General features: G+C 62.2%; 9 protein-coding genes and 4 riboswitches. Of the genes, 8 read left to right on the plus strand and 1 reads right to left on the minus strand.

The genetic code is table 11. From position 1 onward, the window contains the following. Window positions 1-130: 130 nt before the first annotated feature. From RS897_RS39645 to RS897_RS39680, 8 genes are all read left to right on the plus strand, one after another. The gene (locus RS897_RS39645; protein WP_315838899.1) at window positions 131-1,261 is read left to right on the plus strand and encodes a M20/M25/M40 family metallo-hydrolase; all 1,131 of its coding nucleotides are present in this window, start codon (window positions 131-133) and stop codon (window positions 1,259-1,261) included. Window positions 1,262-1,354: 93 nt separating this feature from the next. Continuing rightward, a riboswitch (glycine riboswitch) is annotated at window positions 1,355-1,461 on the plus strand. A 3-nt stretch (window positions 1,462-1,464) separates the two neighbouring features. Next, a riboswitch (glycine riboswitch) is annotated at window positions 1,465-1,580 on the plus strand. A gap of 210 nt (window positions 1,581-1,790) precedes the next feature. Next, window positions 1,791-3,401 (plus strand): ABC transporter substrate-binding protein, encoded by a 1,611-nt coding sequence (locus RS897_RS39650; RefSeq protein ID WP_315834094.1) that lies wholly within the window; start codon window positions 1,791-1,793, stop codon window positions 3,399-3,401. 175 nt (window positions 3,402-3,576) lie between these two features. Continuing rightward, window positions 3,577-3,697, plus strand: a riboswitch (glycine riboswitch). 1 nt (window position 3,698) lies between these two features. Further along, a riboswitch (glycine riboswitch) is annotated at window positions 3,699-3,808 on the plus strand. A 62-nt stretch (window positions 3,809-3,870) separates the two neighbouring features. Further along, the gene (locus tag RS897_RS39655) at window positions 3,871-5,274 is read left to right on the plus strand and encodes a D-amino acid dehydrogenase (RefSeq protein WP_315834095.1); all 1,404 of its coding nucleotides are present in this window, start codon (window positions 3,871-3,873) and stop codon (window positions 5,272-5,274) included. A gap of 93 nt (window positions 5,275-5,367) precedes the next feature. Then, window positions 5,368-6,309, plus strand: coding sequence for an ABC transporter permease (locus tag RS897_RS39660; protein ID WP_315834096.1), 942 nt, complete (start codon window positions 5,368-5,370; stop codon window positions 6,307-6,309). Continuing rightward, window positions 6,309-7,199 carry an ABC transporter permease gene (locus tag RS897_RS39665; RefSeq protein ID WP_315834097.1) on the plus strand — a complete coding sequence of 297 codons (891 nt, stop codon included), beginning with the start codon at window positions 6,309-6,311 and terminating at the stop codon, window positions 7,197-7,199. The genes RS897_RS39660 and RS897_RS39665 overlap by 1 nt, the downstream gene beginning before the upstream one ends. Before the next feature lie 2 nt (window positions 7,200-7,201). After that, a complete protein-coding gene (locus tag RS897_RS39670) occupies window positions 7,202-8,833 on the plus strand; it encodes an ABC transporter ATP-binding protein (RefSeq protein WP_315838900.1) in 1,632 nt (543 codons plus the stop codon). Window positions 8,834-8,884: 51 nt separating this feature from the next. Continuing rightward, complete coding sequence (locus RS897_RS39675; RefSeq protein WP_315834098.1) at window positions 8,885-10,393, plus strand: M81 family metallopeptidase; 1,509 nt, start codon at window positions 8,885-8,887, stop codon at window positions 10,391-10,393. Window positions 10,394-10,421: 28 nt separating this feature from the next. Beyond that, the gene (locus RS897_RS39680; RefSeq protein WP_315834099.1) at window positions 10,422-11,588 is read left to right on the plus strand and encodes a M20 aminoacylase family protein; all 1,167 of its coding nucleotides are present in this window, start codon (window positions 10,422-10,424) and stop codon (window positions 11,586-11,588) included. A gap of 45 nt (window positions 11,589-11,633) precedes the next feature. On the opposite strand, the gene RS897_RS39685 is transcribed toward RS897_RS39680, so the two are convergent. Then, window positions 11,634-13,196: an acyl-CoA synthetase gene (locus tag RS897_RS39685; RefSeq protein WP_315834100.1), complete on the minus strand. Its 1,563-nt coding sequence runs from the start codon at window positions 13,194-13,196 to the stop codon at window positions 11,634-11,636. Window positions 13,197-13,213 lie beyond the last annotated feature (17 nt).

The following is a 13,213-nucleotide window of genomic DNA, read 5'->3' on the forward strand; positions in this document are numbered from 1 at the left end:
TCGCAGATGTCGTGCAGGCCGCATTGCAAAATTCGAATGGGATGAGCGATTGTATATGGGTGGGGGATCGATATCCTCCCGCCGCCACCCACCAAACAAGCCGAACAATAACAAGAGAGAGCCCCGCGTGATAAACCCCGCCAAACTTCCATTCGATGCCGAAGTCATGCTTCAGGGCCTGCGCCGATGGGTTGAGTGCGAAAGCCCGACCTGGGACGCCACCGCGGTCAATCGTATGCTCGACCTGGCCGCGCGGGATCTCGCAGTTGCGGGCGCCAGCATTGAGCGGATCGCCGGCCGCAGCGGCTTCGGCGGATGCCTCCGCGCCCGCTTTCCCCATCCCAAACAGGATCAGCCGGGCGTCCTGATCGCCGGTCATATGGATACCGTTCACCCGGTCGGAACGCTGGACAAGCTGGCCTGGCGCCGCGACGGCAGCAAATGCTACGGGCCCGGCATCTTCGACATGAAGGGCGGCAACTACCTCTCGCTGGAAGCTGTCCGGCAACTGCAGCGCGCTTCGTTCACGACGCCCCTGCCCGTCACTTTCCTGTTTACCCCCGACGAGGAGGTCGGCACTCCGAGCACCCGGGACATCATCGAGGCCGAAGCGGCCCGCAACAAGTACGTGCTGGTGCCGGAGCCTGCGCGCGGCGAGACCGGCGTCGTCACCGGCCGCTACGCCATCGCCCGCTTCAACCTCGACGCCGTGGGCAAGCCGAGCCATGCCGGCGCCACGCTCTCGGCGGGCCGCTCCGCCATTCGCGAAATGGCGCGCCAGATCATCGCCATCGACGGCATGACCACCGACGACTGCACCTTCAGTGTCGGCATCGTGCATGGCGGCCAATGGGTGAACTGCGTCGCGTCGCGTTGCACCGGCGAAGCGCTGAGCATGGCCAAGCGGCAGGGCGATCTCGATCGCGGCGTCCAAAGGATGCTGGCACTTTCGGGAAGCGCCAATGACGTCACCTTCACGGTGACGCGCGGCGTCACGCGCCCGGTCTGGGAGCCGGATGCGAAAACCATGGCGCTGTTCGAGACTGCGCGCGGCGTCGCGAAGACTCTCGGCGTCGATTTGACGCACGGCAGCGTCGGTGGCGGATCCGACGGCAATTTCACCGGCGCGATGGGCATCGCCACTCTGGACGGGCTCGGCGTCCGTGGCGCGAATGCACATACGCTTGAAGAACACATCGAGGTCGCAAGCCTCGCCGAGCGCGGCCGTCTGATGGCCGGACTGCTGGCGGTGCTCGAATAAACAGTCTCCTCACACGCCCAACACCGAGGCAAACGCTGGGCGAAATTTAGCCTTGTCTGCTTTGGCAGTGCACCATACCGTTTGATCGTCCATCGCGACGATGCGGGAGAGATTGAAGCGAAAACATTGTTTGTTTTCGCTTCAACGCCGACGGAGCAACCGCCCCGGAAACTCTCAGGCACAAGGACCGTGTCGTCAGGACGATCTGGAGAGAGACGTCATATCCACGATATGACGTCCACCGAAGGGGATATCCGTCGATGAGCCATGCATTGAGCAATGGCTCGGGCGGATCAAGCTCTCAGGTACCGTGACAGATGGGGCGCTCCCGCTGGCCTTGCCGGCGCTCGGGGCGACTCTGACCTGTGGGAGCCCTGAGACAACATGCCTCACATCGCCTTCGTTTTGCGCGTCTCTCAGCGGCGCAACGCTTGCTTATGCGCTGCTGAAACGTGGCGAAGGCGATGAGACATCTTTCTTTCGCTGCCACCTCACTCAACGACCCACGCGACTTCAATCAGGAGATGTGATGTCTTTTACTTTGCGAGGAACGAGCTCAACGGCCGGCGCCAGAGGCGCGCTGCGAGGGCTGCTTGTCGCGGCAACGCTTGCGGTACCGAGCTGGGCGCAGGCCAAAACCATCCGAGCGGTGATGCACTCCGACCTGCGGGTGATCGATCCGATCATCACCACCGCCTATATCACCCGCGACCATGGCTACATGGTCTACGACACCCTGCTGGCGATGGACTCCAACTTCAAGGTTCAGCCGCAGATGGCGGACTGGAAGGTATCCGAGGACCGGCTGACCTACACCTTCACACTGCGCGACGGCCTGAAATGGCATGACGGCAAGCCCGTGACGGCGGAAGATTGCGTAGCCTCGTTGAGGCGCTGGGGTGCCCGTGACGGCATGGGCCAGAAGCTGATGGAGTTCACCGCGAGCCTCGAGGCCACCGACGCGAAAACCATCACGCTGAAACTGAAGGAGCCCTACGGCCTGGTGCTGGAATCGATCGGCAAGCCGTCGTCGGTGGTGCCCTTCATGATGCCGAAACGCATCGCCGAGACCCCGCCGGACAAAGCTATCCCGGAACAGATCGGCTCCGGGCCGTTCAAGTTCGAACAGGCGGATTTCCAGCCTGGAGTCAGGGCGGTCTATGTGAAGAACAAGGATTACGTGCCGCGCTCCGAGCCGCCGAGCTGGACCTCGGGCGGCAAGGTGGTGAAGGTCGACCGCGTCGAATGGATCACGATGCCCGACCCGCAGACCGCGATGAATGCAATCCAGTCCGGAGACATCGACTTCATCGAAACGCCGCTGTTCGACCTGCTGCCGGTGCTGGAAGCCAACAAGGAGCTGGAATCGCGCGTTCTCAATATTCTCGGTTATCAGACGCTGGGACGGATGAATTTCCTCTATCCTCCATTCGACAATGTCAAGGTGCGTCGCGCCGCCCTCCTCGCGCTCAACCAGAAAAACGTGCTCGACGCGCTGGTCGGCAACCCGAAATACTACAAGGTCTGCGGAGCCATCTTTGGCTGCGACACGCCGTATGCGACCGATGTCGGATCGGAATCCCTGGTCAAGGGCGACGGCATGGCGGAAGCGAAAAAGCTGCTCGCCGAATCCGGCTACGACGGCACGCCGGTGGTGATCATGGCGCCGGGCGACGTGGTCACGCTGAAGGCACAGCCGATCGTCTCCGCGCAGTTGCTGCGCGCGGCAGGCTTTCAGGTCAACGTGCTCGCGATGGACTGGCAGACGGTGGTGACACTGCGCGCCAGCCAGAAGCCGCCGAAGGAAGGCGGCTGGAACATGTTCTTCACCAACTGGGTTGGTGCCGACATTCTCAATCCCGTCGTGCATGTCACTCTGAACGGCAAAGGCAAAAGCGGCGGCTGGTTCGGCTGGCCGGACGATCCCAAGATGGAAGCTCTGCGCGATGCCTTCGTGCGTGCCGAATCTCCCGATGAACGCAAGAAAATCGCAACGGACATTCAGCAGCGAAACTACGAACAGGTCACCTACATCCCGCTCGGGGAATACAGGGTTCCGAGTGTCTGGCGGAAGGAATTGACCGGCGTGCTCGACGGCGCGGCAACGCCGGTGTTCTGGAATGTCGACAAGGCCGACTAAGCGGCCGCAACAGCCCGATGAACGACACGGGGCGAGAGCGATCTCGTCCCGTTTTCTTTTCAGATCATGCCGGCGCTTTTTCTTGCGATCACCGCACTGCACAAACGAACGGCAATGTGGGATGGAAATTTAGCCTTGCCCAGTTTTGAGGCTTATCCTATGGATTGCATGTCCAAATGACGATGCGGGAGAGATCGAAACGAGAGCCGAGTGTTTTTAAAGCACAATGTTTTTGTTTCGACGCCGACGGAGCAACCGCCCCGGAAACTCTCAGGCACAAGGACCGTAACGTCAGGACAATCTGGAGAGAGACGGCCTGTTCACAATGGGTCGTCCACCGAAGGGGATAATCCGTCAACGAGCCCTTCGCTCGTGCGGATCAAGCTCTCAGGTACCGTGACAGATGGGGCGCCTCGACCGGTTTTTGCCGGTGTGGGGGCGACTCTAACGCACGGGAGCTTCGAGACACATGCCTCACATCGCCATCGTCGGCGCCGGGATCACCGGCGTAACGACTGCTTACGCCCTGCTTGAACGCGGCTATACGGTCACTGTCCTCGACAGGCATCGTTACGCAGCGATGGAAACATCGTTCGCCAATGGCGGCCAGTTGTCCGCCAGCAATGCCGAGGTCTGGAACAGCACTTCGACCATCCTCAAGGGCCTGCGCTGGATGCTCACAAGCGATGCCCCGCTTCTGATGAATCCGAAGCCGAGCTGGCACAAATATTCCTGGATGAGCGAATTCATCGGGAACATCGGCAACTACCGCAAGAACACCATCGCAACCACGCAACTCGCGATCGAAGCGCGCCGACATCTGTTCGCCATCGCCGAACGCGAGAACATCGCGTTCGATCTCGAGCGCCGCGGCATTCTCCACATCTATCACGACAAGACAGGCTTCGACGCCGGCCTGCGCGTCAATACGCTGCTGCAACAAGGTGGACTCGATCGCCGCCCGGTGACACCGGACGAAATCCGCAGCATCGAGCCGACACTGCAGAAAACCTATTACGGCGGCTTCTTCACACCGTCGGACGCGACCGGCGATATTCATAAATTCACCCGTGGCCTTGCCGAAGCCTGCATCCGCCGCGGCGCGACGTTCATTCACGAAGCCGATATCGACACCATCGCCCGTGCCGGCTCCGGTTTCAGCATCGGCTGGAACGACATGGCAGACGAGGGGTCGGCACCGTCCCGGGGCGAGCTGCAAGCAGACGGCCTCGTCATCTGCGCCGGTGTTGCAAGCCGCGATTTCGCAGCCATGCTCGGCGATCGGGTGAATGTCTATCCGGTAAAGGGCTACTCGATCACGGTGCAGCTCGATGCATCGCAGAGCCGACACGCCGCCCCCCGGGTCAGCCTGCTCGACGAGGCCGCGAAAATCGTCACCAGCCGGCTGGGCACCGATCGCTTCCGGGTGGCCGGCACCGCCGAATTCAACGGCTTCAATCGTGACATTCGTGACGACCGCGTTCGACCGCTGGTGGACTGGGTGCGCCATAACTTTCCCGATATCGACACCTCGAAAGTCATACCCTGGGCAGGGCTCCGCCCCATGATGCCGAGCATGATGCCGGTGGTGCGCCCCGGACGGACACCCGGCGTGTTCTACAATACCGGCCACGGACATCTGGGCTGGACCCTCTCGGCCGCAACGGCTCAGATCATCGCCCATGTCATCGAGGGCTGGCGCGGATCCAACGTCCCACCCACTTCGCCATCCCTCAGTCTTGAGCATGACGACGTGGGAGCGTCCTCCGCAGGCTTCAAACAGGCTTTATCACCCCTTGATAGAACGCCGCCGTTAGCACACTATTTGCCCCGAAATCATGGCCTCTCTGGCCAGTTTTCCAACCAAAAATGACGAGATACGCATGACACACATCGTGGGGGGACCATGAGTTCGTTGCGACACGGCCTCGGCTTCACAACCCTGTGTAGCCGGAGATAGACGCCAATGCTCGGCTATCTCATTCGACGCCTGTTAGCCGCTATTCCCGTCATGGGGGTGGTCGCGCTGTTCGTATTCCTGCTGCTGCGCCTCACGCCCGGCGACCCCGCGGCGATCATCGCCGGCGACATGGCAACGCCGGAACAACTGGAACGCATCCGCACTTCTCTGGGCCTCAACGAACCGCTGACGACACAGTTCGTCACCTGGGTCGGCAAGATCCTGCACGGCGATCTCGGCGTCTCGCTGATTTCGAACGTCCCCGTGCTGAGCATGATCGGCCAGCGGCTCGAGCCGACCATCAGCATCGCCCTGACCACCATGATCCTGGCGATCCTTATCGCAGTGCCACTCGGCGTGATCGCCGCGTGGAAGCATGGGACCTGGATCGATCGCTTCGTGATGGGGCTGTCGGTACTGGGATTTTCAGTGCCGGTGTTCGTGGTCGGTTACGTCCTGGTGCAGGTGTTCGCGATCGACATGCGCTGGTTGCCGGTGCAGGGCTTCCGCAGCATCACACGCGGCTTCGGCCCGTTCTTCGAACGCGCGCTGCTGCCGACGCTGGCGCTGTCGTTCATCTACATCGCGCTCATTGCCCGCATGACCCGCGCGTCGATGCTCGACGTGCTGGGTGAAGATTACGTCCGCACCGCCCGCGCCAAGGGCATTGCGGAAGGCGGCGTGCTGATGAAGCACGCGTTGCGCAATGCGGCAGTGCCCGTCATCACCGTGATCGGTACCGGCTTCGGCCTGTTGATTTCAGGCGTGGTGGTCACCGAAAGCGTGTTCAACCTGCCCGGCATCGGACGCCTGACCGTCGATGCGGTGCTCGCGCGCGACTATCCTGTGATCCAGGGCGTCATTCTTCTGACCAGTGGACTTTACGTGGCGATCAATCTCCTGATCGACGTCGCCTACACATTCCTCGATCCGCGGATTCGTTACTGATGGCCATCGAACCTGTCATGGACTCCCCTGTTCCGCTGACGATGCCCGGCGGCTCACGGCTGAAATTCCTCGCCTCCGGCCCGATCGTCACCACCGCCACGGTGTGCCTGACGCTTGTCGTCGCATCGGCGATTTTCGCAACCTGGCTGGCCCCGCACGATCCACTGCAATTGATGCCATCGCTGCGACTGAAGCCGGCCAGCGCGGAATTTCCGCTCGGCACGGATGCCTATGGCCGCGATCTGCTGTCGCGCATCCTTTACGGCGGCCGGATCTCACTGCTGATCGGAATCGGTGCCGCCGTGATCAGCATCGCGATTGGGCTGTCGATCGGACTGGTGTCGGGCTTCTTCAAATGGATCGATGCGGTCGTCATGCGCATCATGGATGGCCTGATGGCGATCCCCAGCATCCTGCTCGCCATCGCCGTGATCTCGCTCTCCGGCGCCAGCCTCAAGACGGTTCTGGTCGCTATCGTCATTCCGGAGATCCCACGCGTGGTGCGGCTGGTGCGTTCGGTGGTGTTGTCCGCGCGCGAAGAACCTTATGTCGAGGCCGCCTTTGCCATGGGGTCGAGCCTGCCGAAAATTCTATGGCGGCACCTGATGCCCAATACCATCGCGCCGCTGATCGTCCAGGGCACATACATCTGCGCCTCCGCCATCCTGACCGAGGCGATCCTGTCGTTCCTCGGCGCCGGTATCAGCCCGGAAACGCCGACCTGGGGCAACATCATGGCCGAGGGCCGCGCGTTCTTTCAGATCAAGCCATCGCTGATCTTCTGGCCGGGCCTGTTGCTCTCGATCGCAATTCTGTCGATCAACCTGATTGGCGATGCCACACGTGACGCGCTCGATCCGCGCATGAAACAGCGGGAGGGCGGCAAATGAGCATGGCACCTGTTCTCGATATCAAGGATCTGGTCGTCGAGCTGCGAGCACGACGGGGCGGCGAGCGAATCATCGACGGCATTTCCCTGCAGGCGCATGCCGGCAAGACCCTGTGCGTGGTCGGCGAAAGCGGGTCCGGCAAATCGGTCACATCGCTCGCAACCATGGGGCTGCTGCCGAAAAAGTCACTGGCAGTCGCTGGCGGCAGCATCACACTGGTTGGCGAGGCGATCCGTTCCGCCAGCGATCGCCGCCTGCGGCAGCTGCGCGCCACCACCATGGCAATGATCTTCCAGGAACCGATGACGGCGCTTAATCCGGTGGTTCCGGTGGGCCGCCAGATCGACGAAGTGCTGCGCACGCACACGACGCTCGATGCGCGTGCCCGGCGCCAGCGCATCCTCTCCATGATGGAACACGTGCGACTGCCGGATGTGGAGCGGATCTTCTCCTCTTATCCGCACCGTCTGTCCGGCGGTCAGCGCCAGCGCATCATGATCGCGATGGCGCTGATCCTCGAACCGAAACTGCTGATCGCCGACGAGCCGACCACAGCGCTCGACGTTACCACGCAAAAGCAGATCCTGACCCTGATCCGTGACCTGCAGAAGGATCACGGCACCGCGGTGCTGTTCATCACCCACGACATGGGTGTGGTGGCCGAGATCGCCGATCAGGTCGCAGTGATGCGGCACGGCCGCCTCGTTGAACAAGGCGCCTTGCAGGACGTGCTGCGCAATCCGACCCAGGATTACACCCGCAACCTGTTGTCGACGGTGCCAAGCCTGATTCCCCGCGCCGCGCGAGAGGCTACTCAGGAACCCGTGGTGCTCGACACCACCGGTCTCAGCAAGGTCTATCGCGAGCGGTCGCTGTTCGGGGGCGTGCGTGAAGTTGCCGCCGCCAAGGATGTGACGCTGACGCTGCACAAGGGCCGTACCCTGGGCATCGTTGGCGAGAGCGGATCGGGCAAATCGACCGTTGCCCGCTGCATCGTACGCCTGATCGACCCAACGTCGGGCGGCATCCGGCTTGGCGGGCACGAGATTTCGTTCCTGTCGCGCCGCCTGCTACAGCCGCACCGCAAGCGTATCCAGATGATCTTCCAGGATCCCTATCGCTCGCTCAATCCACGGCTCACAGTCGGAGAGACCATCGCGGAGGGTCCTGTCAATTACGGAACGCCGCATCAGACCGCGCTGGCGCGTGCGCGCGAGTTGCTGAAGCTCGTGGACCTGCCAACCGACGCAATCTCGCGCTACCCGCACCAGTTCTCCGGTGGCCAGCGCCAGCGTATCGCCATTGCGCGCGCACTCGCCATGGATCCGGACGTGCTGGTCGCCGATGAGGCGGTCTCCGCACTCGACGTCTCGGTGCAGGCGCAGGTGTTGAAGCTGCTCGACGATATCCAGGCCCGGCTCGGCATTGCGTTGCTGTTCATCACCCATGATCTGCGAGTTGCAGCCCAGATCTGCGATGACGTCATGGTGATGCAGCACGGCCGCATCGTCGAACAGGGCCCAGCGGGCGAGATTCTCACCCATCCGCAGCAGGCCTACACCAAGCAGCTACTGGAAGCCGCACCCGGACGAGACTGGGACTTCGCGAATTTTCGTCCTATGATCGTCCAGTAGATCCATCCCACAAACGCAAGTCAGAAGACGCGAAAAGCGCAAGGTAAATTAATGTCGGCATTCCGGATCGCCGTTGGCGGCTTCCTGCACGAAACCAACACATTCGCTCCGACCAAAGCCGAATACGACGGCTTTGTGCATGGCGGCGGCTGGCCGGCGATGGAGACCGGCGCGGACGTCACCCGGAAAATTCGCAACATCAATGTCGGGCTCGCCGGCTTTATCGATGACGCCGAAACAAACGGCTGGGAGCTGGTGCCGACAATCTGGTGCGCGGCCAGCCCCTCCGCGCATGTCCGCAAGGGCGCGTATGAACGCATCGCCACCAGCATCGTCGACGGCATCGCCGCTGCAGGCAAGCTTGATGGTGTCTATCTCGATCTGCACGGCGCCATGGTCACAGAGCATTTCGACGACGGCGAAGGCGAATTGCTGGCACGCGTGCGCAAGGTGATCGGCAAGGACCTTCCGCTGGTTGTCAGCCTCGATCTGCACGCCAACATCACGCCTGCGATGGTCGAGCATGCCGATGCACTGGTCGCTTATCGTACCTATCCGCATATCGACATGGCCGACACCGGGCGGGCCGCGGCCCGTCACCTGGCACTGCTGCTTGGATCAAAACGGCGCTTTGCCAAAGCGTTCCGGCAAATGCCGTTCCTGATTCCGATCAGCTGGCAGTGCACCAGCGTCGAGCCGTGCAAAAGCATCTATGCGCACCTTGCCGAACTCGAAAGCGAGACCGTGCCGACGCTGTCATTCGCACCCGGATTTCCCGCAGCCGACTTCCCCGACTGCGGTCCGGTCGTCGTTGCCTACGGCAAGACCCAGGACGATGCCGACAAGGCCGCCGATATCATCTGCAAGCTGATCGCCGATCAGGAAAACGCATTCGATGGCAAGATCTTCGCGCCTGACGAGGGCGTCGTCCATGCGATGGCGCTGGCTGCGACCGCGACCAAACCGATCGTGATCGCGGACACCCAGGACAATCCCGGCGCTGGCGGCGATTCCGACACCACCGGCATGCTGCGCGCGCTTTTGAAGAACGGCGCCACAAAAGCCGCCATCGGCGTCATCGTCGATCCGGAATCCGCGCGCGCGGCGCATGCCGCAGGCGCTGGAAATACCGTGACGCTTGCGCTCGGTGGCAAGTCGGGTATTCCCGGCGATGCACCGTTCAAGGAGAGTTTCGTGGTCGAGAGCCTGTCCGATGGGCGCTTCGTTGCCCCCGGCCCCTATTTCGGCGGCAGCCAGATGAACCTCGGCCCCTCGGCCTGCCTGCGGATCGGCGACGTGCGGATCGTGCTCGGATCGCGCAAGGCACAGCTCGCGGACCAGGCCATGTTCCGTTTTGTCGGAATCGAGCCAACCGCGCAGTCGATCCTGGTCAACAAGAGTTCGGTGCACTTCCGCGCCGATTTCGAGCCGATCGCAGAGACCATCATCGTTTGCGCGGCGCCCGGCGCGATGCCGGCCGATACCGCGGCATTGCCGTGGACGCGGTTGCGCGCCGGCGTCCGCATCAAACCGAACGGCCCGGCCTTCAAGCCGCAATAATCAGATCAACAATTGAATCGGACAAACCATGCCTAATCTCGATCGCATTGACAGCTTCGCTTCCGAACTCACCGCCATTCGTCGCGACATCCACGCCCATCCCGAAATCGGCTTCGAAGAGCACCGTACATCGGGAATCGTCGCCGATAAGTTGCAGCAATGGGGCATCGAAGTGCATCGCGGCGTCGGCGGCACCGGCGTCGTCGGGCTGTTGAAGGGCAAGGGTGGCGGCAGCCGCCGCATTGGACTGCGCGCGGACATGGATGCGTTGCCGATGGAAGAGAAGACCAACCTGCCCTGGCGCTCGACCATTCCGAACCGCTTTCATGGCTGCGGCCATGACGGCCACACCACCATCCTGCTGGGCACCGCACGCTACCTGGCGGAAACCCGCAATTTCGATGGCACCGCGGTGTTTATCTTCCAGCCTGCCGAGGAAGGCCTCGGTGGTGCCCGCGCGATGATCGCAGACAAGCTGTTCCAGCGCTTTCCCTGCGACGAAGTCTATGGCCTGCACAACGCCCCCGATCTCGGGCCGCGGCAGCTCACGGTGTTTCCGGGGCCAAGCATGGCCGGAGCGGACTTCTTCGACATCACGATCTCGGGTTATGGCAGCCACGGCGCGATGCCGGAGCGCTCGAAGGACCCGGTGGTGATCGCGATGGCGCTGGGCCAGGCGCTGCAAACCATCGTCAGCCGCAACGTCGATCCGCTCAAGTCCGCAGTGCTGTCGATCACCCAGATCCACGCCGGCTCGGCCTATAACGTCATTCCCGGCGAAGCGAAACTCGCCGGCACCGTTCGTGCCTTCTCCGACGACGTGCGCAAGCTGGTGCGCGAGCGCATGCGTACGATCTCGGCGGGCATCGCCGCGGCTTTCCAGGTCGAAATCGACGTCAACATTCGCGACATCTTCTCGGTACTGGTCAACCACGAGGAACATGCCAACGCGGTGGCCGAAGTGGCACGCGAAATCGTCGGCAGCGAGAATGTCTCGACCACGCCGAGCCCGAAAATGGGCAGCGAGGATTTCGCCGACATGCTGCAGGCGGTGCCCGGTGCCTATTTCTGGCTGGGCCACGAAGGCTCGGTGCCGGTGCACAATCCCGGTTTCGTGCTCGACGACGCTATCCTTCCGGTCGGCGCCAGCCTGTTCTCGCGCATCATCGAGACGCGCCTGCCGCTGTCCGCATAAGCAAAAGCAAAAGCCAGCGCCGGCGAAAGCCGGCGCTGTGTGCTGTCATGATTTGTCGGCGTACGTAACCCGCAGTTCGCGTTTCAAGAGCTTGCCTGCCGTGTTGCGCGGCAGGTTCTGCGTGAAGAAGAACTGCTTCGGCACCTTGAACGGCGCCAGATGTTCGCGCGCATGCGCCGTGAGACCGGCCTCGTCCGGCTCATGGCCCGGCCGCAGCACCACGATGGCGGTGACAGCCTCGATCCATTTCGGGTCAGGCAGCCCGATAACGGCGACTTCCGACACCGCGGGATGCTTGAACAGCACCTCCTCAACCTCACGGCCTGCAACCACGACCCCGCCGGTCTTGATGATGTCCTTGACCCGGTCGACAACGAAGATATAGCCGCCCTCGTCCATGTAGCCGACGTCGCCAGAATGAAACCAGCCGCCCTCGAACGCCTCCGTGGTCTCGTCGGGCTTGTCCCAATAGCCCTGCAGCAGTTGCGGTGAGCGGTGGATGATCTCGCCTTGCGTCCCCGGTGGAACGTCGCGCATCTCCGGGTCGACGATACGCGTCTCCACATTGATGATGGGACGGCCTGCGGAGGCCGGACGCTCGTCATGCTCCTCCGGCCGCAGCACGGTCGCGAGCGGCCCGATCTCGCTCTGGCCATAACAATTGAAGGCGCGAATCCCGGGCAAGCGCTGTCGCAGTTCCTGCAGCACCGGTACCGGCATGATCGACGCGCCATAATAGACATTGCGCAGCGACGAGAGATTGCGCCGATCAAAATCGGGGTGCCGCAGCAGACTGATCCACACCGTGGGCGGGGCAAAGAACGATGTGATCCGATGTTCCTCGATCAGGCGCAACACGAGATCAGGCGCCGGCGCCTCGATCAAATGGGTGGTCGCTCCGACCAGGAGTTGCGGTATCGAGAAGCAATGCATTTGCGCGGAATGGTAAAGCGGCAACGCCGCCAGCGCGATGTCTGCCCCGCTAAATTCAAGCTCGATGATGCAGCTGGCATATTCCGCCATCAATGCACGATGGGTCATCATCGCGCCCTTGGGCGCCGCCGTGGTGCCGGAGGTGTAGAGAAACTGGGCGAGATCGCCGTCGGCGACATCAGCGGTCTCCAGACAGGCCGCAGTGCTATCATTTGCAATCGCCAGCACATTGAACTCACCGGCCTCAGAGCTCGTGAATCGGCCGTAGAATTCGACACCGGCCTCTGCGCGAATGGATGCGACAGTCGCGGCAAGTTCGGCGTCGTAAACCAGCGCTCGCGCGCCTGATTGCGTGACGATGTATTTCAGTTCGCCGCTTGTCAGCGCATAATTGATCGGGACATGCACCAGCCCGGTTCGATTACATGCCAGCCAAAGGATCAGATAGGCATCAGAATTGCGGGCATAGGCGGCGACGCGGTCGCCCTTTTTCAGGCCGAGCGCGACAAGCCGGTGAGCGACCCGCCCTGCGGCAATCTCCAGCGACATAAACGTCCATTGTCGGTCGGCAAAGGTCAGTGCAATGCGATCGCGAAATTTGGCCGCAGCCCGCCGGGTTCCGTCGGCAATCGTGTTGCGGCGCAATTCAACCGGTCCCGGATGTCCACCCTGCATTCCCGCTCTCCCCTGAT

This window comes from Bradyrhizobium prioriisuperbiae, from assembly GCF_032397745.1.
Taxonomy (GTDB): Bacteria; Pseudomonadota; Alphaproteobacteria; order Rhizobiales; family Xanthobacteraceae; genus Bradyrhizobium_A; species Bradyrhizobium_A prioriisuperbiae.

Bases quoted from the DNA above. Each gene is read 5' to 3' on its own strand.
- RS897_RS39670 (WP_315838900.1), top strand. From the start codon at position 7,202: ATGGCACCTGTTCTCGATATCAAGGATCTGGTCGTCGAGCTGCGAGCA.
- RS897_RS39685 (WP_315834100.1), bottom strand. From the start codon at position 13,196: ATGCAGGGTGGACATCCGGGACCGGTTGAATTGCGCCGCAACACGATT.
- RS897_RS39655 (WP_315834095.1), top strand. From the start codon at position 3,871: ATGCCTCACATCGCCATCGTCGGCGCCGGGATCACCGGCGTAACGACT.
- RS897_RS39660 (WP_315834096.1), top strand. From the start codon at position 5,368: ATGCTCGGCTATCTCATTCGACGCCTGTTAGCCGCTATTCCCGTCATG.
- RS897_RS39680 (WP_315834099.1), top strand. From the start codon at position 10,422: ATGCCTAATCTCGATCGCATTGACAGCTTCGCTTCCGAACTCACCGCC.
- RS897_RS39675 (WP_315834098.1), top strand. From the start codon at position 8,885: ATGTCGGCATTCCGGATCGCCGTTGGCGGCTTCCTGCACGAAACCAAC.
- RS897_RS39665 (WP_315834097.1), top strand. From the start codon at position 6,309: ATGGCCATCGAACCTGTCATGGACTCCCCTGTTCCGCTGACGATGCCC.
- RS897_RS39650 (WP_315834094.1), top strand. From the start codon at position 1,791: ATGTCTTTTACTTTGCGAGGAACGAGCTCAACGGCCGGCGCCAGAGGC.